Raw genomic sequence first — 21,518 nt, forward strand, 5'->3', positions numbered from 1 at the left:
CAAGTGTGAAAAGGTAAAGAAGTATTGGAGGAATCATCGTGGCAGAAAATAAAGGGTTTAAATTTAATATTATAAAAAATGATCCTCTAGATGGTCATAAAGGTACAAATATAGGAGCAATTAGTTTAGATAATATTGCACCTGTATTTATCGATGTTGCAAATAAAGAAGCATTTGTTGATATCGGCGGTATGCATGCACGTGCGGAAGTAGAAAAAGGCGTAAAGTGGATTACTGATAAAGAATCAGTGGAAGGTCCAGAAGCTAAGGAATATTGGTTATGTTGGGTAACTACTGAACGTGGTGAAAATGGTCCTTATTACGCGGGCGTCACTGCATGTTATTTACTTGTAAATAAAAGTATTCGTCGAGGTTATAAGAGTATGCCAGAACATGTCAATATGATGGATAAGTCTATGAAACATCAATTTATTATTGAACAAATTGGTGAAGAAAATAAAAAAGTATTAAAAGATTTTTTAATATCCCATAATGAAACGATGTGGAATAACTCAAACGAAACGTTATTCAAGGCATTTGATTAGAAAAAACTCGAGACACTCAGCAGTGCATATTCAATGACTGAGTATCTCGAGTTTTTATTTTTTTAAAGTATCTCCAACATTATAAAACTGATAAACTGATTTCATTACATGATGATAAATCTGTTGAAAAGATTGTTCAGTTTGTTTACTAATAACTCTTAAATCTTCATATTCAGGTTTTATTTTAAAAATTTTTCCATTTTTTAAAGAAAGTTTAATTGAAACATTTCCATATGGCGTTTGAATATCACGAAATGTTCTATCTAAAATTCGACGATTCACTTTATAACTACGTACGCCAAGTGATGAGGTATGTTTTAATATCAACTCTTCAATACGTAATTTATCTTCAACTTTACAAATAATAGTTAACTGAGTAGCTGGTCGATTCTTTTTCATAATAATAGGAGAATAGTATATGTCTAATACATCGTTTTGTAATGCAGTATCCATAAAATGGCCTAACGTTTCTGGTGTCATATCATCCATTTGACATTCTAACACTTGTACTTGATCATAACTTGTCTCATTATTTGTAAATTGAATCGCTCTAATTACATTTGGAAAATCAAAATTTTTAGTCCCTGCGCCGTATCCGATATGATGTATTGTAGCAGCTGGAAAAGGGCCGAATTCTGTCACTAAACTTTTAGCAATTGCTGCACCTGTCGGTGTAGTCAGTTCGCTGTGAACGTCAAAGTTTGTTAATGGTATACCTTTTAAAATTTCTGCTGTGGCAGGTGCCGGTACTGGATATATACCATGAGCTATTTTAATTTTCCCATTTCCAGTAGGAATGGGTGAACAGTACAAATGATCGATATTAAGTAATTCTAAAGCGATACACCCTCCAACGATGTCAATGATAGAATCCATGGCACCGACTTCATGAAAATGAACGTCTTTAATAGACATGCCATGAATTTTTGCCTCTGCATGACCAATCATTTCAAAAATAGACTTACTTCTCATTTTTACTCTGTCATCTAAATCACTTTCATCAATCATTTTAAATATATCAGATGCTGTTCGATGGTGATGTGACTCATGAAAATCAATGGATAAAGTCATTGCATGAATACCTTGTTTCATTTCTTTTTTAAAATTTAACTTAAAATTATCAATAGGTAATTTTTTAAGTTCATGTTCTATTTCGTTTGGTGAAGCACCTAAGTCTACCAACGCAGATAGGAGCATGTCTCCAGCAATACCTGCATGACAATCTAAGTATAATGCATTACTCATATATTTCTCTCATCCTCATTTTTTTCTAACATATTCATAATCATTGCGGCATTGTACCCTGCGCCAAATCCATTATCAATATTTAAGACACTGGTACCTGGTGCACAGCTATTTACCATAGATAAAAGAGTAGTGACACCATTAAAGTTAGCGCCATAACCTACACTGGTAGGAACAGCGTAAACGGGATGGTCTACGAGTCCGCCTACCACGCTTGCAAGTGCACCTTCCATTCCAGCAATGACTATACTTACTTTACCTTGTCGAATTTCATGAATATGTTCAAACAAACGATGTATCCCCGAAACACCAACATCATAGTAACGTTTCACATTAATGCCCATAAGTTCCGCAGTAATAGCTGCTTCTTCAGAAACCGGTAAGTCTGAAGTTCCGGCACAAAGCACAGAAATATAATGTTTTGATTTTTGAACCGATGCAATCGGAGTACAAACAATGCGAGCTTCAGGATGATATTCTAAATGCGGATGTTTTTCTAATACATAATTTGCTTTTTCTTCATTAATTCGTGTAACAAGAATTACATGGTGATGACGAGATAAACTAGTTATAATAGTATCAATTTGTTCTTTTGTTTTACCTTGTCCAAAGATAACTTCTGGAAAACCTTGACGCTTTGCTCTATGTAAATCAATTTTAGCAAAGCCCAATTCGTCGTAATGACTAAGTTGGGCTTTAGCTTCATCAATTGATATTTGGTTTGATTTTACACCTTCGAGCAGATTTTCAATAAAATGTTGATTATTACTCATAAGTGTACGTCCTTATACTAATTTAGTATTTTTTGTATCAATGACTTCGTTCATACTACCTGTGCGGTAACCTTCTAAGTCTACAGTTACATAATCAAAACCTAATTCTTTTAAACGTAACGTAATATTATCTTTATTTTTAATTACTGTAGCTAAATCTTCTTCTGAAACTTCAATACGTGCAATATTTTGGTGATAACGTACACGAACATTGTTGACACCTAAGTTTAAGATATGTTTTTCAGCTTCGTTTACTTTATTTACTTTAGTGAAACTTAATGCTTCGCCATAAGGGATTCGAGAAGCTAAGCTACACAATGCTGGTTTATTCCAAACAGGTAAATCATATTTTTTACTAAGTTCACGAACTTCAGTTTTATATAATTTAGCTTCTTGAAGTACACTACGTACCTTGAATTCATCTCTTGCTTTTAAACCAGGACGGAAATCTTCTAAATCATCCATAATCATACCATCTAATACATAGTTGAAACCAAGTGTCTCTTTAATGTCTGTTAATTTGCTATACATTAATCGTTTACTATAGTACCAACTTTCAGGTGTATTTCTAACAATATTTTCATCTTGTAATTCCGCCATTTCAGTTTCTACAACGTCAATACCTAGTTCATGCCCCAATTCAATAGCTTTATTAAATTCTTCATTTCTGAAAAGTTCTGATTTTACAACGACGGGTTTAACATTTTCTTTACCTAATACATTGATGGCTTTTTTTAATACTAAACTACTATCTACGCCACCAGAAAATGCAATAACAACACTTTCCATTTCTTTTAATAATGTATCTAAAGTATTTTCTTTATTTAATAATTCAGTCATATTTATCAATCCTTTCAATTAGTCTTCATCTTCTACATAAGGAATTGTCAAGGGTCCTTGTGGCATTACACCAATACTCAATTTACGACCATACTGTTCTTCTAAATCAGCAATTGTTTTTTCAATATTTGAAGTAGGATTTAACATTGAATCTTTTAATTGTTGGTCAGTAAGTTCTGAGTAAACATACACATTTGCGAAGGTTTGAATGCTTGCCTGTTTTTGTACTTGCCATTGGTCAACCTCTGAAAAGTTTGGATCATGAATTAAATCTAAGATACCTTGCGGTGTATCAGCCATTTTGAAAATTTCAGCAAATTTACCATGGTCTGGAAAACCATCTGCACATTCTGAAACCATAATAATATTCCCATCTTTTTTAACAACTTTACTTGCCGCACTCATACCTTTAACGGTTTGATATAAATTTTGATCGAGTGGATAACCAGAATTTGAAGCAATGACAACATCAAAGCGATCATCACATTTAAACATGGCATGTTCTTTAACATATGCACACCCTTCTTTATGAGCTTCAAATACATCACCACCAAAAGCTGCAGTGATTTGTTTATCTTTATTTAAAGCGACATTTAACATAAAGTTTGGTTTACACATTTTATTAACTTCACGTGCCATATCTTGAACAGGATTATCTTCTAGGTTTCCCCAAGTCGATCTTGGATCACCAATCATTTTTGCATTATGAAATGTTTGAATGGTTTCAAGACCAGCGATGCCAGGCATGATTCCTTTAGGTCCACCAGAAAAACCTGCAAAGAAGTGAGGTTCGATAAAGCCAGTAACAATTTTAAAATCAGATGCTACATAGTCTTTATTTAAGTAAGCATTGCAACCATATTTACTGTGTCCAACTTTAGTAAGATTTTCTTTTTCATTGCAGTGATTCTGAACGATTTTAACAGAATCAACGATATCTTCTCCTAACATTTGAATTAATTCATCACGTGTTTGATCACGATGTGTTCCTGTGCCATTAATAATGACGAAATTTTCACGAGGAACGTGATTTAATTCTTCAATGAGTAGGGGGACCAGTATATGGTTAGGTGTTGGACGTGTAATATCGCTTATGACTATTGAAACAATATCATCCTTATTTACTAATTCTTTTAATGGCTTTGAGCCAGTAGGATGTCTTAAGACATTTTGAATTGCTGAAGTATAATCTTCAAGGGCCTCGATATTTTGTGGTTCTATGACTGTACTATCATCCGGCACTTCGACTTCAACTTCGGATTTCCCATATAAAACATGTGTTTTCACAGTTTTCCCCTCCAATAAGTCATGATGATAAATAGTAAATTATATGTTTATTACAATTAAAAGTATAGCATATTTAATGCTCGTTTTTTAATTAAAGGAAATTAATAGAAATATAAGTAATTAAATAATTAATCATAAAAAGTAAAATATTTCCATTTTTGTAAGCATTTACATATAATGAAGTTAGGTTGTAATTATATTGAATAAGGAGTGATTTGCCATGAAAGCAGCAGTAGTAACGCATAATCATAAAGTAAATGTGGAAAACAAAGAATTACGTAACTTAGAACCAGGTGAGGCTTTAGTTCAAACAGAGTATTGTGGTGTATGTCACACAGATTTACACATTAAAAATGCAGATTTCGGAGATGTAACAGGTCGAACTTTAGGACATGAGGGTATTGGACGTGTAATCAAAATAGCAGATGATGTGACATCTTTAAAAGTAGGTGATCGCGTTTCTATTGCTTGGTTATTTGAAAGCTGTGGTCATTGTGAATATTGCACAACAGGCCGTGAAACTTTATGTCGTAATGTGAAAAATGCAGGTTATACAGTTGATGGTGCGATGGCGGAACAAGTAATTGTTACAGCAGACTATGCAGTTAAAGTACCTGAAACTTTAGATCCAGCAGCAGCGTCTTCAATTACATGTGCAGGCGTAACCACATATAAAGCAGTTAAAGTAAGTCAAATTCAACCAGGTCAATGGATTGGGATATTCGGTATTGGTGGTTTAGGTAACTTAGCATTACAATATGCGAAAAATGTATTCAACGCTAAAGTGGTTGCTTTTGATATTAGTGACGATAAATTAAATTTTGCGAAAGAACTAGGTGCAGATGCAGTTGTTAACACAAAAAATCAAGATGCTGTTGAAGAAGTTAATAAATTAACTGATGAAAAAGGACTTGATGCAACAGTAATTACAGCTGTAGCTAAAACGCCATTTAATCAAGCAGTAGATGTTGTTAAAGCTGGCGCGCGTGTTGTAGCGGTTGGTTTACCTGTTGAAAAAATGGATTTAGAAATTCCTCGTTTAGTTCTCGATGGTATCGAAGTGGTAGGTTCTTTAGTGGGAACACGACAAGACTTAAAAGAAGCATTTCAATTTGCTGCTGAAGGTAAGGTTATACCTAAAGTTCAAACACGTGAATTAGAAGAAATAAATGATATTTTTGAAGAAATGGAAAAAGGAACTATTACAGGTCGAATGGTAATTAAATTCTAATATATTAATAAAAAATATATAAAGGTTTTATTTCATAGATGCGGAGAAGATAGTGAAGCAAAAGTATTTATTTCTGGGAAATAAGGTACAGTTAATCTAATTTAGTTATTAAGAAATGTTATTTAATGATATAATTATTTAAAAGATTATATCTAATTTATGGAGTAAAGAGGACAACAAATGAAAAATATCTTATTATTTGTATCATCAATCGGTTTCGGCATCATTTTCTTCTATAAATATAGAACACTTTTAGAAAAGTATCATTATGATATTGTTGAACTTGAATCAAAAGCAGACATATTAGAAAGAAAAAAGTAATACCATGATACTAATGGTGACATTCAAAACATAATAGCTTGGAAAAATAGAGTCTGAGACTTAAAAAATAAGCGTCTTAGACTCTTTTTCATTACATAGAAGTAGATAATTAAATTAAAAACACAGGATATCAAGATTTTTTAATTGTAGCAGGGCCCCAACACAAAGACTTTCAAAGAGAAAGTCAACGGGTAACGTAAGTTGGGGAAAGGACTTAAATGGGACAATGAACGCAAAATGACTTTTGTTTTACTGACGTTGTTATGATAACTATTTAACTAATGTTGATAGAATTTTGTTAACTTCAAGCACTATAGGATTTATGCTATAATGTGGTGTAATATTTTAAAGATTAAGGTGAGTCACACGTTGGATAAGAATATACACATTCAAACGAAACAAGTCTTAAAACAAAATGGAGAAAAACAAACATTTGAGTTTTCTTCTCAAGGATCATGGCAACAAAAACATGCCGATTATATTCGATATCAAGAACAAATTGAAAGTGCAATTGTTAATGTAACAATTAAAATTGAAGACAATGGCGTGAAGTTGATACGTAAAGGTGATATCAATATGAACTTACACTTCGTTGAAGGTAAGGACACTACAACACTTTACACTATACCAGCAGGACGCATTCCATTAATAGTAAGAACTAAGAATATTTTACATTTTGTAAATGAAAATGGTGGGAAATTAAAAATACAATACGAATTACATCAAAATGACGAAAAAATGGGCTCATATCAATATGAAATTAAGTATAAGGAGATAGGCGAATGAATATTATTGAAAAAGTAAAGAAAACTTTAATACAAGAAATTGAAGCAAGTATAAAAAAAGCAAATCTAGCAGAAGATATTCCTGAAATTAAAGTTGAAATCCCTAAAGATACTAAAAATGGAGACTATTCTACTAATATTGCAATGGTCTTAACTAAAATTGCTAAACGTAATCCACGCGATATTGCTCAAGCTATTGTAGACAATTTAGATACAAGTAAAGCAAATGTAAAACAAGTAGATATCGCTGGGCCAGGATTTATCAATTTTTATTTAGATAATCAATATTTAACAGCTGTCATCTCAGAAGCAATTCAAAAAGGTGATAAATTTGGTTATGCAGAAGAACCAAAAAACAAAAAAATATTATTAGAATATGTATCAGCAAATCCAACTGGTGACTTACATATTGGACATGCTCGAAATGCTGCTGTAGGTGATTCACTAGCAAATATTTTAATTGCAGCAGGTTACGATGTAACACGTGAATATTATATTAATGATGCTGGTAATCAAATTACAAATTTAGCACGTTCAATTGAAACACGCTTCTTTGAGGCATTAGGGGATACAAGTCATGAAATGCCAGCTGATGGGTATAATGGTAAAGACATAGTCGAAATTGGTAAAGACTTAGCCAAAAAACATCCAGAAATGAAAGATTACTCTGATGAAGAACGCTTAAAAACATTTAGACAACTGGGTGTTGATTATGAAATGGATAAATTGAAAAAAGATTTATCAGATTTTAATGTTCATTTTGATAATTGGTTTAGTGAAACATCACTATACGAAAATGGTGCGATTGATAATACATTAGAAAAAATGCATGAGTTAGGCTATACGTATGAAGCAGATGGTGCCACTTGGTTACGTACGTCAGACTTTAAGGATGATAAAGATAGAGTACTAATCAAAAAAGATGGTAACTATACGTACTTTACACCTGATACAGCGTATCACTACAATAAAATTAATCGTGGCAATGATATTTTAATTGATTTAATGGGTGCAGATCATCATGGTTATATTAATCGTTTAAAAGCAAGTTTAGAAACATTTGGTGTAGATAGCGATCGTTTAGAAATTCAAATTATGCAAATGGTTCGTTTAATGCAAAATGGCGAAGAAGTTAAAATGAGTAAACGTACAGGTAATGCAATTACGTTACGTGAAATTATGGATGAAGTAGGCATTGATGCGGCGCGCTATTTCTTAACAATGCGTAGTCCTGATTCGCACTTTGATTTTGATTTGGAACTTGCAAAAGAGCAATCGCAAGATAATCCAATTTATTATGCACAATATGCACATGCACGTATTTGTTCAATTTTAAAACAAGCTAAAGAAAAAGGTATTGAAATAGACAAAAACGCTGATTTTAGTACCATTACAAATGAAAAAGCGATTGATTTGTTGAAGAAAGTAGCAGAGTTTGAGCCTACAATTGAAAGTGCTGCTGAAAGTCGTGCACCACATCGATTAACTAATTATATTCAAGACCTAGCTTCAGCATTCCATAAATTCTATAATGCTGAAAAGGTATTATCTGATGATATTGAAAAAACAAAAGCACATGTTGCTCTTATTGAAGCTGTTAAAATTACATTACACAATGCATTAGCATTAGTGGGTGTATCAGCACCAGAATCAATGTAATATAGATACTTTTAAGTTAAAAAGCACCTTTACGAATACTTATTTGTGAAGGTGTTTATTTTCTATAGAAAGGTAAAAAGATGTCAATGATGACTACAGAACAACTTTACAAAGCATTATTAAAACATATGGGGCCTCAAGGATGGTGGCCAGCAGATACACGTGAAGAGATGATATTAGGTGCTATATTAGTTCAAAATACAAACTGGAATAATGCTGCACTTTCTCTTAGACGGCTGAAAGAAGCAACCCATTTTGAACCGCAAAACATATTAAATCTGCCGATAGAAGAACTAAAAATATTAATCCGCTCTAGTGGTTTCTATAACAATAAATCAAAAGCAATTTCTACATTATTCAACTGGTTAAATCAATATCAGTTTGATTATTGCAAGATTAATGAAGTATATGGAGAACATTTAAGAAATGAATTACTTAAGCTACACGGTATTGGAAGTGAAACAGCAGATGTATTGCTAGTTTATATTTTTGAGAGGGTCGAATTTATTCCTGATCATTATACACGTCGATTATATAAAAAACTCGGTTATGCCAATACTGAGAATTACGATAAATTAAAAAGATATGTAGAATTACCTTCAAACTTTACAAATCAAGATGCAAATGAATTTCATGCTTTACTAGATAACTTTGGAAAAAATTATTTTAATGGTTCCATTGAACAAAGATATCATTTCTTAGATCAATATTTTACAAAAATGGATTGACCTTGACGTGACGTCATAGCTTAGTCTCTTTTATAGAGAGATGAAAAGAGTAGTGAATCAAATAGATTAAGAAAAAGGCAGGATGTCAGAATGGAAAATCAGGCATATTTTACACCCAATGACGTGAGTCAAATTACCGAAGTAACTAAACGCACACTTCATTATTACCATGAAATCGAGTTGCTTGTGCCCACTTATATTGCATCTAATGGTTATCGTTATTATTCTTCTAAGGACATCTCTAAATTACAGACCATTCAATTTCTAAGGGAACTGAATTTATCATTAGCAGATATTCAACTTTATTTTAGTAACAGTATAGAAGAGAAAAATATAATATTAGAAAATAATTATCAGCGTATTGTTGCACAAAGAGATCAATTAAACAAAATGATTCATTTTCTTAATCATCATCTCGTTAATCATAGAAAAGAGGAGATTAATATGAGTAAATGGAATAATGATAATATACAGAATCAATATGAGAAAGAAGCTGAAATGAAATATAGTCATACTCCTTATTATCAAGCTTTTAAAGAGAATCAAAAACGATTGAATTCTACAGAAAAACAACAAAAAAATAAGAAAACAATGGAGAGGTTACATTCATTCTTTGATAAAATGAATGAATTATTTATTGCAAACTATAAAATAAATCATGTACAGGTTAAACAAGCAATTTCTGAACTAAAAGATATTCTTCGAACACAAGTACCTAACGTAGATGAACAATTTTTAGAATATATTGCCTCGATTTATGAGAATGATGAGCGATTTGCTAAAACAATTAATAACAAACGACACGATAATTTAAATCAGTATATTGCTGATGCGATTCGAAATGATATTTAATAAAAGATGTTTTTAAGTTCTATAATATGTGATGATATATATATATATAATATATCTGATGAATAAAAGGAGCTTAAACATGATAGAAGCGTTCAAATTATTTTGGCAAAATTATTTTAATATAAAAAGTCGAACTAGAAGACGCCATTATTGGTTTGCTATTTTAGCTAATTGTATTATTTTAGTGATTATGAGTTTACTTTTTAATATCATTACTTTGGGGTTAAATGGAGGGCATACATTTTTTGATATTGTGTATGAAATCATTGATATCATTATTTTTATAGGAACGTTTACGATGACGGTACGTCGTTTACATGATACAGGGCACACAATGGTTCTACCTCTTATTATTTTAATTTTTACATCAATCAGAAAAATTTCAAGTATTGTAGATAGAACATACGGTATTTCAATTGATGGTTTTTTCAACGGAATGATTGCGCTTGAATTAGGAATTATGGTGGCAGCGATGTCTTTAGTCTTACTTATTATTCTTGTGATTACTTTTGCATTTACAATAAAAGATAGTGATGAGGGGACAAATAAGTATGGCCCAAATCCTAAAATAGCTACTGTATAGTATGAAAACAGGAAGGATACAGAATGTATTTTGAAATCTGTTTCCTTCTTTTTTTATTTTGAAATAGAATTAAATCATTAAGTTTAACCAATAATATAAAATTACACAATAAAAATTTATAGAATTAAATTAATGATATAAATAATTTGGTATGATAAATATATGAAATAAACAAAATTGTGAAAGGAAGGTATTGTTTATAAATGAACAATAAGAAGCTGTGGATTATTTTATTTACATTAGTATTAGTTTTAGCAGCATGTGGACAAAATCAATCGAGTGAAAAAGGACATCATTCTACGCATTCAACTGAGCAAAAAACAACGGATCACAATAATAATACTCATACATATCATCGTATTATATCTTTGATTCCAAGTAATACTGAAATATTATATAGACTTGGTCTTGGAAAAAATATTATAGGTGTATCAACAGTTGATGATTATCCAAAAAACGTGAAAAAAGGCAAGCAACAATTTGATGCAATGAATTTAAATAAGGAAGCACTCTTAAAAGCTAAACCTGATTTGATTTTAGCTCATGAATCTCAAAAATCATCTGCTAAAAAAACACTTGATAGTTTAGCTGATAGTGGTGTGAAGGTAGTATATGTTAAAGACGCTCAGTCTTTAAATCAAGTCTACGATTCATTTGAGCAAGTAGGTAAAGTGACGCATCGTGAAAAAGAGGCGAAACAGTTAGTCAAAGAAACAAAAGATAATGTTCAAAAAGTAATTGAATCCATTCCAGCACATCATAAAAAACAGAGTGTTTTTATAGAAGTGTCTTCAAAACCCGAAATATATACAGCAGGAAAAGAAACCTTTTTCAATGATATGATAGAAAAACTAGATACAAAAAATGTATTTTCAAATGTTAGTGGATGGAAAGCAGTAGATAAAGAAAGTATTATTAGAAAAAATCCTGATATTTTAATTTCAACTGAAGGTATTTCAAAAGAAGAATATTATGAAGTGATTAAAGAACGTGATGGTTTCTCTGAAGTCAACGCAGTAAAAAATGAACGTGTGGAAACAGTCAATGGTGACGAAATTTCACGACCAGGACCTCGTATTGATGAGGGTATGAAAGAATTACGTGATGCAATTTATAAACGTTAAAACGTTAAGATGAGAGACTTTTCAAAAGCCTACAACGATATTGACAATGTTGTAGGCTTTTTATACAACATATATTCTTGTAAGTTTAGCAAAGCAGAGAAAGAATCATTTTGTAATCTTATTTTAATTAGTAGTAAGGATATATTCATTGTAATATAAGAAATAAATAATAATTGAAATGTGAGTGGAAATGAAACGACATCTATATTTAACATTTTCAGTTTGGACACTTTGCTTATGTATTATAATAGCTATAAGTCTTTTTTGGGGTTTAGGGTCATTACATCAAGCATTTAATCAAATGATTTTTTTTAAGGTTAGAGTTCCTAGAACATTTGAGGCACTTATGGTAGGAGCCATATTAACGTTGACGGGTCAATTATTTCAAACGGTATTAAATAATCCTTTAGCAGATAGCTTTACACTTGGTTTAGCGAGTGGAGCGACTTTTGGATCAAGTTTAGCTATATTTTTAGGTGTATCTTTTCTATTTATTCCAATTTTTTCTATCATTTTTAGTATCACGACACTTTTACTTGTTGTTATAATGACAATCGTATTGTCTAGAAATTTTCCAATTAGAGTACTCATCATATCTGGACTTATGGTAGGCGCTTTTTTTAATGCATTAATATATATACTTACACTCATTAAACCAGAACGTACGAATCGTATGTTAGCCTATTATTTCGGAGGATTTGCGAATGCCGAAATGAATGAGCTCGTTTATATTACAATGGTTTCTTTGCCAATCATTATTGTGATATATAGTTTAGTTACACCAATTAAGCTCTTGCAATTAGGAGAAGCTAAAAGTAAGTCTCTAGGGTTAAATGTGCAATGGATAACATTTATTGTACTTTTGTTAACATCTATTATGACAGCTATAGCAGTAGCGTTTATAGGTGTTATAGGTTTTATTGGCATCATTGTACCTCAATTAATTAGACGATATTATTTTCAATATAGTCTTGCTATACAAATGACATTAAACATATTGATAGGTGCATTAACGATGCTATTCGCTGATGTTGTAGGGAAGATTGTTATTAATCCAGTGCAAATTCCAGCAAGTATTATTTTGTCACTTGTTGGGATACCCATATTATTTTATATTTTAGTCACTCAATCTAATACAACACGTTAGTGAAGTGAACAAAAATTATTAAAATAAGAATAATTATAGTGATAAGAGGTAAATAAAAATGGACTTAAGCCAAATCAAAGCAGTTGTGTTCGATTTAGAAGGCACATTATTGGATAGAACTAAGTCTCGAGATAAATTTATAGAAGAACAATATGAACGTTTTCATGATTATTTTGTACATGTACAACTTGCTGACTTTAAACATAAATTTATAGAATTAGATGATGATGAAGATAACGATAAACCTTATGTATATAAGGAGATAATAAAACAATTTCACATCGATAGATTGAAATGGAAAGATTTATTTCATGATTTCGAAATGCATTTCTATCGATATGTATTTCCATACTACGATACATTATACACACTTGAAAAGTTGTCAGAGCATGATTATTTACTCGGTGTAATTGCAAACGGGAAATCAAAGATTAAACAATTTCGGATTTATTCATTAGGAATAGAACACGTGATTAATTATTTATCAACTTCTGAAACAGTAGGTTATCGCAAACCTCACCCACGTATTTTTGAAGATATGATTGATCAACTCGGCGTTTTACCAGAAGAAATTATGTATGTTGGAGATGATGCCTTAAATGATGTTGCTCCTGCACGTGCTATGGGAATGGTAAGCGTTTGGTATAAACAAGAAAATGCTGAATTAGAACCTTTAGAAGAAGAAGTAGATTATATCATTACAACAATAGAAGAGCTCTTAACGATTTTATCCATAAATAAACAAAAAAAAGGAGATAATTAAATGGAATTATTTACAAGAAAAGGTGGATTTACATTAAATTACAATACTATGGGACAAGGATACCCAGTAGTGCTTGTACATACTGCGTTTGAAAATGCTTCAATTTTTCAAAATTTAGCTCATGCACTTTCAAAAACATTTCAAGTCGTATTATTGGATTTACGTGGTCATGGATATTCAGATAAACCACGACATATTAAATTCAATGAATTTGCAGATGATATTATTTTATTATTAGATTATCTCTACATAGATCAAGCGGCTTTTATTGGCCATGAAATGGGTGCTACAATTATTGCGCATTTATCAAAGCAATATCCAGAGTATGTCTCTTCGTTAACAATGATCAATCCGACATCTATTGAAGGAGAGTTACCAGAAGAACGATTGTTTAGAAAATACGCACATAAAATCCGTAACTGGAATGAAGATAAACAAGAGAAGTTTTTAGATAAACATCGCTATTATAAACATCGTAAAGTGAATAAGTTCTTAAAAAATGTCGAAGATACTAATTCAATTTCTACTAAAGAAGAGACAGAAGCAGTAGATGAAGTATTTAAACAAAGAGGAATTGCAGAAGTATTTGAGTACATCACTAAACCCACATTTATAGTTGCAAGTGCGTATGGAGAAAGAATAACATCTCTTGAATCTAAAGAAGTAGCAGATTTAATAGGAAATGTACATTTTGAAGTGTATTCGAAGTCAAGCATGTATCCTTTTGAAGAAGAACAAGAGAAGTTTATCCATGATGTGACACCTTTTATAAAAAAACATATGCCTCAACACTAAATAATATTATTTACCAAAATGAATGGATTATAAAAAAGAAATATTTTGTAATGTTTTTGTAATATTTCTGTTATTTTTGTAATGGATAGGGTATACTGTAATTAAGCATAAAAGAAAAAGGAGTGAGTGCTTATGAAAAAGTTAGCAACAGCCCTATTAGTTTCAGGACTAGTAATGACAGGAGTAGGCTATAATCATGCTGAAGCAGCTAGTGGTAATTCGATTCAGACTGTACAACAATTAACTCAAGGTCAAAAAACATTAGAAAATGTGACAATAGGTGAATCAATTAAAAATGTTATTAATCACTATGGCACACCTATTTATTCATATAATCCAAATAATCAAGAAAAATATTATGAATTCCATACAAATAAAGGCGTATTAGTTGTTACTGCCATCGGTAAAAAAAATACTGGTTATGTGACTAGAGTATCAATGACTTATAATCAAGCCAATGGTCCAACTTATCAAAAAGTAGCACAAAGCGTAGGTAAAAGAGCCATTAAACGTGTTCAATATAATAGTGTAAGTGGCAATTTTGCTTATATTCAAAACGGTAAAACAAGCTATCAATTTGGTTCAAGCTCACCTAAAGACAAAGTATTAAAATTATATCGTATTGATATTAATAAATAATGTAATGAAGTAGTTAGTTAAAGTGACGTATAATCCATTTCATTTAAAAGGTAATGAAATATATAGAAGTAGGATAACGAATTCAATCTGGGATTCGTTATCCTACTTCTTTTTATGAAAAGAAATCAATTGAAATCTATGATAAAATGTTGAAATGAATAAATTGAATGTATTTTAAAACTTACATTTGATAAAGGAGCAACATATGCGATCAAACGATAAAGTATTACTTGAAAATGTGAATGATTATTTTACTCATAAAGGCATGCCCCCTAAACTTATCGATGACATTAAAGAAAATATACGTAATGACTTTAAAAAATCTGAAGAAAAAAAGCAAGATTATCTTGATTTTAGAGGGAAATCAACGGCTCAAATTATCCTAATTATTCAACGAAATTTATTTGGTTTACAATTGAATCCTATTATATTTTTTATTATCAATTTTATTTTAATTTCATATTTATATGATAAGCAATACGTTCCATTCCAAGCTGCAACTATATTATCTTTGTTTTATTGTATTGTTATTTTCCCGATTACTATTTTTATTCATATACAAATTGCTCGAAAAAAATATTTATATAGTAATCGCACAGAGATAATCATAGGCTATATGATTGCAATTATTGCTTTAATTCTTATTATTATGCGTGCATTTAATCTCACTATAGGCATTGTTCCTATTACTATGTATAGTCATCAATTTATTTTCTTTATGGGACTTATAATGAGTTTATGCGGGGTTATTTTTAAAAGATTAGAATATACAGCAGTAGGTTTATTATTCTCTCAAAAGACAATTGATGCTGTTATTGTAAATTCAAATGTCGCTCAAACTGTTTCACTTATCATTTGGATTATTATCGTCGTACTAATTGTTACATATACTATACGATTATCATCTAGAAGAAGTATTTAATAAAATATATGATTTTAACTCAACCTTGATTAATAGGGTTGAGTTTTTTTTATTTAAATTATATAAAAATTTTTAAATAAAAAAATAATTAATTGTATGCATGTTTATAGCGTTAAATATGTTTTAGTGGGTATAGTAAATACTAAGGGAGGTGCCGATATGAAAAAAATTGAAACGTCTAATCAAATAAAGATAGCTTATCAAGATGCAGGTACAGGCATTCCCGTTATTTTAATTCATGGTTTAGATGGTAATTTAGCTGGGTTTTACTCATTAAAAAAAGAGTTGAAAAAACACTATAGAGTCATTGTTTACGATGTGAGAGGTCATGGGAAATCTACACATCCTACGAGTTATAACTTAAATGATCACATTAAAGATTTAACTATGTTAATGCAACAATTAGGTATTAAAAGCGCACATTTATTAGGACATGATATGGGTGGAATTATTGCACAAGCTTTTACCGAAAAATATAAAGAGAAAGTGCGATCTTTAACAATTATATCTTCTAAATCTGAAGATATTGTCCATGGTTTTACAAAATTAATGATTGAGCACCAAGATAAAGTAGCGGGGTTTAATAAATCTGAAGCGTTACTTATATTATTTCCATATATTTACAAAAAAAGTGACGTTGCAATGAAGTGGTTTCAACGTCAACGTTTATATAGTAAACAAGACGATGAAGATAGTGCAGTAGCATCAAGAGCCTTATTAGATACAGAGAATCAATCAAATACAGTCACACATGAAATCAATGTTCCAACTATGATAGTAGAAGGACGTTATGACCCAATTATTATCAATAAAGAGAATCAACAATTTGAAAATCAATTTAAAAATATAAATTATGTTTTATTTAATGACTCAGGGCATGCACCTCATATAGAAGAAGAAGAGAAATTTTTAACATTATATTTAAATTTTGTAGAAAAAAATGATGCATCTCATACTACAAATTTATTGATATAAAATTATAAGCATAGAGTCAAAATGATCTACAATAGAATATCTAAGGAAACAGAACAACCTAAAGGGTGGGGTTCTAGATATAAAAAAATTATTAAACAATGTTTATAAATATTAGAATGAAGTTATTTTACAGAAAACAACATCATATAATATGAATTATGGCTATAAAAGAGGCCCGTAGACGAATGTTATCTACGGGCTATTATTCTAGGTTTTTTTAAGTTCTAGTCTCTTTAGGGTTTACTATTATAATTCTGTTTCTTTATTAGCTTCTTCGATTCGTTTGTTAACTCTATTAAGTAATTCATCAATTTTTGTACGTTGCGTTGCATTTACAAGAATCAATACTGTTCTTTCATCATGCTCATTACGTTTTTTATCGAAGTAATCTTCTTGAGATAAATTTTTCACTGCTTTTACTACTTGAGGTTGCTTGTAGTTTAAGTGATTAATAATATCTTTTAAATAATACTCTTCTTCTTTACTTTGACTAATATAAGTTAAAACAGCAAATTCTTCAAAGCTAATTGAAAATTCTTTTTTAATAATGCTTTTTAATTTATCTGCATAAGTAATCATTGCTAATAATTCAAAGCAGTCATTAATTTTTGAAATAGCCATTTTAAGACCTCCCCAACTAATATTCTTTCTATTTTTTATGCATCCGTTAAATTTATCTATATATAACGTCAACTATTAGTTTAAAAAAGCTATTAATAATTTAGATTAAATAAATTAATTTAATTCTATTTTATTTAGTTAATTATAACTAAATAAAATTAGAAAGTAAACGAAAATGCACTTAATAAAACAATATTTTGATTAATTAATACTTTGTTTATAAAAATAAGCAAATTTTATAAAAGATTTAATTAAGAACAATTATTATGATACTCCATATTATAAAATTAAAGTTTAATATACTAAAATAAAAGATTATTCGGTGCTTTCTAATAAAGATGTAGAAGGATGCGTAATAATTTTATCACCAATATTTAATCCATTGGATACCATAATATACCCACTTTTTTTACTTTTAATATATTTAATGTTTCTTTTTATAATTTTTTTATTATGTATAACTAGAACATAATTTTTATTGTAAATGACTTTATTGGGTAATTCATATTCTGTTGTTCCTAAGTGAAGATCAAAATGGTATCCAATAGGGTAGGAAGGATCTGTAGAAATATCTACGTTATAAAAAGAGAAAGATGACTCAGTTTTATAAGGAATAGAAGAAATAGATAAAATTTTTCCTTCAAATTGCCTAGTATCTTTAATAGAAACTTGAACAAGTTGATTATTTTTAAGCTGTTTGAGTTGAGATTCATTGATTTTAGCACGAATGATTCGTTCATCACTATTAATTTGCATAATTTCAGTATGAGATTTTGAAGGGAAAGGGTGAAGTACAGTGACTCGACCTTTAATAGGAGCATAAATACGTGTTTGAAGTTGTTGCTGTAAGTTGAGTATATCATTAGATAATTGAACTTGTTGGTTGAAGTTATCGGAGGATATTTTATTTGAGTGTTGTATTGAAGATAAAAGATTCTTTTTTGCAAGAATATGTTTTTCAATGTGTGGATTATAATATTTAAATATGGGGGTATCTTTAGATATAGTTTCATTATTTTTTACTAGAATATCTGAACTAATACCTAATGAGGGCTCATAATAAAGTGTATAACTTTGTTTAGCTTGCTGAACGCCTTGAAAAGAAAGAGAGTAATGTGGTTTTACAGTCATCGTTTCTATTTTGCTTAAATGAGTAGTTTTAGGAATCTTATAATAAATATAAAATCCAAACGAAATAATAAGGAGAAGGAGGAGGGTTACCATTATTGGTAAAGGGGATAAAAACTTTTTCAAATATAATCACCTCTAAACATTAATATGCATTTATTATACAAGTTTAGAGCTAAATACAACATAATTAAATGATGACATCAAAAAAGTCTTCTCAATTATTTCATTAAGAAGACGAAGATTTAGATAAAAGTTTAATTTTATTAGCCATTAAAATAAACGTAATAAAACAATACCAATTGCTATAGCGATTAATCCTATAAATTTACGGAAAGTCATTTCATTTTTAGGTACACCAATGCCAAAGTGATCAATAATGACGCCCATTATCATTTGACCAAGCATTGCGACAATAGTTGTAAGAGCAGCACCTAAATAGGGCATTAATATAATATTAGATGTAACGAATACGACACCTAAAATTCCACCAATAAAATAGAGCGGTTTAATACGACCGAAATGATGTTGTGATAGTTTCATTTTTAAACTTCTATTAAATATGATTGTTAGAATAAATAACGCAATAGTTCCAACAGTAAAAGAAACTAGTGCAGCGAATAAAGAAGAATGCATTTGATTTGAAAGTCCGCTATTGATTGTAGTTTGTAGTGGAGGCGCAAATCCGAAAATAAAGCCAATGAACAACCAAATATAAAGTGAGATATTTCTTTTATCTTTAAGTTTATTTTTAGGTATATGATTCATAAGAAGAATTCCGAATAATAAAACAATAATTCCCACACCTTTTAAAAAAGTAAAAGATGTTTGATTGGCTCCAAGTAATCCCAATGTATCAATAATAACACCCATTATGATTTGACCAGCAACTGTCATCACAACCGTAAGTGCTGCACCTAATCTTGGAAGAAGTAATAAGTTACCTGTTAAGAAACATACACCAAGCAAGCCACCAACCCACCAATGATAATCAATAGAGTGACCAGCATAAAATGAGCTTGAGAACATTTGGATATTAAAAATGATATTAAGTATTAATAAAAATAGAGTGCCTACAAAAAAAGAAATCGTAGAGGCATAAAAAGATGATTCTGTAAATCGACCTAATCTAGAATTAATCGATGTTTGAATAGGCACCATCATACCAGCAATAATTCCAAGTACAAATAGAAAAAGCAAACTTAATTCCTCCATTATTTTTACTATCAAATATGATTATTATACGTAAATTTATAAAAAAATTCTATACTAAAAAAGAGAACGGATAGAATTCTGTTAGAACTCTTCATCCATTCTCAATCTACTGTTTAGAAGACGTGAAGTAAAATTTGATATTGTAACTTACGTCTACTATGTCAATTAATTTAATTCAAATAAAACAGTTGTTGTTTTATCTACAATCTGAGCTGAAGCGACTTTACTTGGAGCGCCACTGGTAAATCTTAAAACATCTAACTTAATGATATTTTCCATTGCTGATTGTACATTAGCTTCTGTTATTGTTGCTGAAATTTGTGGTAATTGTAACTTAGCTGTTTTGTTTAGATTTGTCTTAAATATAAGTTCTAACGTTTTTGACATTGTTCATACCTCCTTTTTAATAAAATCATTCATTAAACTAATCCTTGAGTTTTTACAACTTCAACTTTATCGAAAGATTCTTCAATCAAATTTGAAATTGTTGTTACAAATGATTTGATGTCTGCTTCAGAAGCACGTGTATTAATGTTATTAAATCGACGTTTAATTTCTTTAGCTTTTCCATTTGTATCATGTGTAACGTGAGTACAAATAACAGATAACTGAGTAATTTCGTTCATCTTACTTTCACCTCCTTACACTTTATATATCGAAAATATTTTTAAAAAAAGTAACTTGAAGTCAAAAATAATTGAGCGAAATATTTTAATGTTACTAAAATATGATATATCATTAAATAAGAAACTTTTTTGAGGTGGATAAATGAATTATGTAGAACCTATTAAGAAAAAGAATGATATTAAGAAGATGTATCACGTGTTACAAATGAAATCAGACAGAGATTATCTTTTATTTAAACTGGCTATACATACAGGTATGCGACTTACTGACTTATTACATCTTAAAGTTGAAGATATAAAGAATAAAGAAAATAAAGAAATAAAGACAGCTTGGATTCAACAAAGTGCCCCATTTATCAAAATTATGCTTCCTTCTGATTTAAGAAATGAAATTGATACATATATCTATGAAAATCAGTTGAAAGATGATCATCTTTTATTTCAGTCTCTTCGTACACATAAAGAACTTTCACGTCAGCAAGCTTATCGAATTATTCACCACGCAGCTAAAGAATTAGGCCTTTTACATATTGGTTTAACTACTCTACGTAAAACTTTTGCATATCATGCTTATAAATCGGGTATTTCTATTGCGATTATTCAAAAATATTTAGGACACCAGACTACGCATGAAACTTTGAAATTTATTGGTTTGTCACCTAAAGAAGATCATCATACAATTATTGCTTTGAATTTATAAAAAGGAGGGTTTTG

At 30.1% G+C, this 21,518-nt stretch carries 25 protein-coding genes; 16 read left to right on the top strand and 9 right to left on the bottom strand.

All coding sequences use genetic code 11. From position 1 onward, the window contains the following. The first annotated feature begins 38 nt into the window (after positions 1-38). Complete coding sequence (locus tag HMPREF2629_RS00105; RefSeq protein WP_048682982.1) at positions 39-545, top strand: YwhD family protein; 507 nt, start codon at positions 39-41, stop codon at positions 543-545. Positions 546-599: 54 nt separating this feature from the next. On the opposite strand, the gene larC is transcribed toward HMPREF2629_RS00105, so the two are convergent. Genes larC through larA form a run of 4 tightly spaced genes read right to left on the bottom strand, consistent with a single transcriptional unit; the run spans position 600 to position 4,690 of the window. After that, a complete protein-coding gene (larC, locus tag HMPREF2629_RS00110) occupies positions 600-1,790 on the bottom strand; it encodes a nickel pincer cofactor biosynthesis protein LarC (protein ID WP_048682979.1) in 1,191 nt (396 codons plus the stop codon). Next, positions 1,787-2,563: a nickel pincer cofactor biosynthesis protein LarB gene (gene larB / locus HMPREF2629_RS00115; RefSeq protein ID WP_002488579.1), complete on the bottom strand. Its 777-nt coding sequence runs from the start codon at positions 2,561-2,563 to the stop codon at positions 1,787-1,789. Before larB ends, larC begins: the two co-directional genes overlap by 4 nt. 12 nt (positions 2,564-2,575) lie before the next feature. Next, complete coding sequence (gene larE / locus HMPREF2629_RS00120) at positions 2,576-3,403, bottom strand: ATP-dependent sacrificial sulfur transferase LarE (RefSeq protein WP_002488593.1); 828 nt, start codon at positions 3,401-3,403, stop codon at positions 2,576-2,578. 18 nt (positions 3,404-3,421) lie between these two features. Next, a complete protein-coding gene (gene larA, locus HMPREF2629_RS00125) occupies positions 3,422-4,690 on the bottom strand; it encodes a nickel-dependent lactate racemase (protein WP_070813009.1) in 1,269 nt (422 codons plus the stop codon). 220 nt (positions 4,691-4,910) lie between these two features. Between larA and adhP the strand changes: the two genes are divergently transcribed. From adhP to HMPREF2629_RS00190, 14 genes are all read left to right on the top strand, one after another. Then, entirely contained in the window at positions 4,911-5,921 is a 1,011-nt protein-coding gene (gene adhP, locus HMPREF2629_RS00130) for an alcohol dehydrogenase AdhP (protein WP_002488591.1), read from the top strand. Between the two features lie 180 nt (positions 5,922-6,101). Then, positions 6,102-6,242, top strand: coding sequence for a hypothetical protein (locus tag HMPREF2629_RS11100; RefSeq protein WP_002448878.1), 141 nt, complete (start codon positions 6,102-6,104; stop codon positions 6,240-6,242). A gap of 369 nt (positions 6,243-6,611) precedes the next feature. Next, positions 6,612-7,028 carry a YwiB family protein gene (locus HMPREF2629_RS00135; protein ID WP_049413741.1) on the top strand — a complete coding sequence of 139 codons (417 nt, stop codon included), beginning with the start codon at positions 6,612-6,614 and terminating at the stop codon, positions 7,026-7,028. Continuing rightward, a complete protein-coding gene (gene argS / locus HMPREF2629_RS00140) occupies positions 7,025-8,686 on the top strand; it encodes an arginine--tRNA ligase (protein ID WP_002448884.1) in 1,662 nt (553 codons plus the stop codon). The genes HMPREF2629_RS00135 and argS overlap by 4 nt, the downstream gene beginning before the upstream one ends. Positions 8,687-8,766: 80 nt before the next feature. Beyond that, entirely contained in the window at positions 8,767-9,414 is a 648-nt protein-coding gene (locus tag HMPREF2629_RS00145; protein ID WP_017176039.1) for an endonuclease III domain-containing protein, read from the top strand. Positions 9,415-9,504: 90 nt separating this feature from the next. After that, the gene (locus tag HMPREF2629_RS00150) at positions 9,505-10,266 is read left to right on the top strand and encodes a MerR family transcriptional regulator (protein ID WP_069723783.1); all 762 of its coding nucleotides are present in this window, start codon (positions 9,505-9,507) and stop codon (positions 10,264-10,266) included. Between the two features lie 79 nt (positions 10,267-10,345). Beyond that, positions 10,346-10,849 (top strand): DUF805 domain-containing protein, encoded by a 504-nt coding sequence (locus HMPREF2629_RS00155; RefSeq protein WP_017176037.1) that lies wholly within the window; start codon positions 10,346-10,348, stop codon positions 10,847-10,849. Between the two features lie 203 nt (positions 10,850-11,052). Next, positions 11,053-11,973, top strand: coding sequence for an ABC transporter substrate-binding protein (locus HMPREF2629_RS00160; protein ID WP_048682710.1), 921 nt, complete (start codon positions 11,053-11,055; stop codon positions 11,971-11,973). Positions 11,974-12,163: 190 nt separating this feature from the next. Next, on the top strand, positions 12,164-13,120 hold the full coding sequence (locus HMPREF2629_RS00165) for a FecCD family ABC transporter permease (RefSeq protein WP_017176035.1): 957 nt from the start codon (positions 12,164-12,166) through the stop codon (positions 13,118-13,120). Between the two features lie 58 nt (positions 13,121-13,178). Beyond that, a complete protein-coding gene (locus tag HMPREF2629_RS00170) occupies positions 13,179-13,883 on the top strand; it encodes an HAD family hydrolase (RefSeq protein WP_017176034.1) in 705 nt (234 codons plus the stop codon). Beyond that, positions 13,884-14,678 carry an alpha/beta fold hydrolase gene (locus HMPREF2629_RS00175; protein WP_017176033.1) on the top strand — a complete coding sequence of 265 codons (795 nt, stop codon included), beginning with the start codon at positions 13,884-13,886 and terminating at the stop codon, positions 14,676-14,678. Positions 14,679-14,810: 132 nt separating this feature from the next. After that, on the top strand, positions 14,811-15,317 hold the full coding sequence (locus tag HMPREF2629_RS00180) for an SA0570 family protein (protein WP_017176032.1): 507 nt from the start codon (positions 14,811-14,813) through the stop codon (positions 15,315-15,317). 205 nt (positions 15,318-15,522) lie between these two features. Continuing rightward, a complete protein-coding gene (locus HMPREF2629_RS00185; RefSeq protein WP_019834891.1) occupies positions 15,523-16,239 on the top strand; it encodes a hypothetical protein in 717 nt (238 codons plus the stop codon). Between the two features lie 159 nt (positions 16,240-16,398). Continuing rightward, positions 16,399-17,214, top strand: coding sequence for an alpha/beta fold hydrolase (locus HMPREF2629_RS00190; RefSeq protein WP_048761254.1), 816 nt, complete (start codon positions 16,399-16,401; stop codon positions 17,212-17,214). A 246-nt stretch (positions 17,215-17,460) separates the two neighbouring features. On the opposite strand, the gene sarA is transcribed toward HMPREF2629_RS00190, so the two are convergent. The 5 genes from sarA to HMPREF2629_RS00215 all read right to left on the bottom strand — a co-directional run bounded on the left by sarA (position 17,461) and on the right by HMPREF2629_RS00215 (position 20,804). After that, complete coding sequence (gene sarA / locus HMPREF2629_RS00195) at positions 17,461-17,835, bottom strand: global transcriptional regulator SarA (RefSeq protein ID WP_002448898.1); 375 nt, start codon at positions 17,833-17,835, stop codon at positions 17,461-17,463. A 315-nt stretch (positions 17,836-18,150) separates the two neighbouring features. After that, positions 18,151-19,089: an efflux RND transporter periplasmic adaptor subunit gene (locus tag HMPREF2629_RS00200; RefSeq protein ID WP_070813010.1), complete on the bottom strand. Its 939-nt coding sequence runs from the start codon at positions 19,087-19,089 to the stop codon at positions 18,151-18,153. A gap of 147 nt (positions 19,090-19,236) precedes the next feature. Beyond that, the gene (locus tag HMPREF2629_RS00205; protein ID WP_049434576.1) at positions 19,237-20,163 is read right to left on the bottom strand and encodes a DMT family transporter; all 927 of its coding nucleotides are present in this window, start codon (positions 20,161-20,163) and stop codon (positions 19,237-19,239) included. Positions 20,164-20,343: 180 nt separating this feature from the next. Beyond that, complete coding sequence (locus tag HMPREF2629_RS00210) at positions 20,344-20,565, bottom strand: DUF2922 domain-containing protein (RefSeq protein WP_017176027.1); 222 nt, start codon at positions 20,563-20,565, stop codon at positions 20,344-20,346. A 32-nt stretch (positions 20,566-20,597) separates the two neighbouring features. Continuing rightward, on the bottom strand, positions 20,598-20,804 hold the full coding sequence (locus HMPREF2629_RS00215; protein WP_002448893.1) for a sigS mRNA-stabilizing protein SroA: 207 nt from the start codon (positions 20,802-20,804) through the stop codon (positions 20,598-20,600). 142 nt (positions 20,805-20,946) lie between these two features. On the opposite strand from HMPREF2629_RS00215, the gene HMPREF2629_RS00220 reads away from it, so the two are divergent. Next, complete coding sequence (locus HMPREF2629_RS00220; protein WP_048683106.1) at positions 20,947-21,504, top strand: tyrosine-type recombinase/integrase; 558 nt, start codon at positions 20,947-20,949, stop codon at positions 21,502-21,504. Positions 21,505-21,518: the final 14 nt, after the last annotated feature.

Source organism: Staphylococcus sp. HMSC034C12, assembly GCF_001835895.1.
Lineage (GTDB): Bacteria > Bacillota > Bacilli > Staphylococcales > Staphylococcaceae > Staphylococcus > Staphylococcus hominis.

Excerpts from the sequence above, each read along its gene's own strand:
- larC (WP_048682979.1), bottom strand. The coding sequence starts at position 1,790 with ATGAGTAATGCATTATACTTAGATTGTCATGCAGGTATTGCTGGAGAC.
- larB (WP_002488579.1), bottom strand. The coding sequence starts at position 2,563 with ATGAGTAATAATCAACATTTTATTGAAAATCTGCTCGAAGGTGTAAAA.
- larE (WP_002488593.1), bottom strand. The coding sequence starts at position 3,403 with ATGACTGAATTATTAAATAAAGAAAATACTTTAGATACATTATTAAAA.
- adhP (WP_002488591.1), top strand. The coding sequence starts at position 4,911 with ATGAAAGCAGCAGTAGTAACGCATAATCATAAAGTAAATGTGGAAAAC.
- HMPREF2629_RS11100 (WP_002448878.1), top strand. The coding sequence starts at position 6,102 with ATGAAAAATATCTTATTATTTGTATCATCAATCGGTTTCGGCATCATT.
- argS (WP_002448884.1), top strand. The coding sequence starts at position 7,025 with ATGAATATTATTGAAAAAGTAAAGAAAACTTTAATACAAGAAATTGAA.
- HMPREF2629_RS00145 (WP_017176039.1), top strand. The coding sequence starts at position 8,767 with ATGTCAATGATGACTACAGAACAACTTTACAAAGCATTATTAAAACAT.
- HMPREF2629_RS00150 (WP_069723783.1), top strand. The coding sequence starts at position 9,505 with ATGGAAAATCAGGCATATTTTACACCCAATGACGTGAGTCAAATTACC.
- HMPREF2629_RS00155 (WP_017176037.1), top strand. The coding sequence starts at position 10,346 with ATGATAGAAGCGTTCAAATTATTTTGGCAAAATTATTTTAATATAAAA.
- HMPREF2629_RS00160 (WP_048682710.1), top strand. The coding sequence starts at position 11,053 with ATGAACAATAAGAAGCTGTGGATTATTTTATTTACATTAGTATTAGTT.
- HMPREF2629_RS00165 (WP_017176035.1), top strand. The coding sequence starts at position 12,164 with ATGAAACGACATCTATATTTAACATTTTCAGTTTGGACACTTTGCTTA.
- HMPREF2629_RS00170 (WP_017176034.1), top strand. The coding sequence starts at position 13,179 with ATGGACTTAAGCCAAATCAAAGCAGTTGTGTTCGATTTAGAAGGCACA.
- HMPREF2629_RS00175 (WP_017176033.1), top strand. The coding sequence starts at position 13,884 with ATGGAATTATTTACAAGAAAAGGTGGATTTACATTAAATTACAATACT.
- HMPREF2629_RS00180 (WP_017176032.1), top strand. The coding sequence starts at position 14,811 with ATGAAAAAGTTAGCAACAGCCCTATTAGTTTCAGGACTAGTAATGACA.
- HMPREF2629_RS00185 (WP_019834891.1), top strand. The coding sequence starts at position 15,523 with ATGCGATCAAACGATAAAGTATTACTTGAAAATGTGAATGATTATTTT.
- HMPREF2629_RS00190 (WP_048761254.1), top strand. The coding sequence starts at position 16,399 with ATGAAAAAAATTGAAACGTCTAATCAAATAAAGATAGCTTATCAAGAT.
- sarA (WP_002448898.1), bottom strand. The coding sequence starts at position 17,835 with ATGGCTATTTCAAAAATTAATGACTGCTTTGAATTATTAGCAATGATT.
- HMPREF2629_RS00210 (WP_017176027.1), bottom strand. The coding sequence starts at position 20,565 with ATGTCAAAAACGTTAGAACTTATATTTAAGACAAATCTAAACAAAACA.
- HMPREF2629_RS00215 (WP_002448893.1), bottom strand. The coding sequence starts at position 20,804 with ATGAACGAAATTACTCAGTTATCTGTTATTTGTACTCACGTTACACAT.
- HMPREF2629_RS00220 (WP_048683106.1), top strand. The coding sequence starts at position 20,947 with ATGAATTATGTAGAACCTATTAAGAAAAAGAATGATATTAAGAAGATG.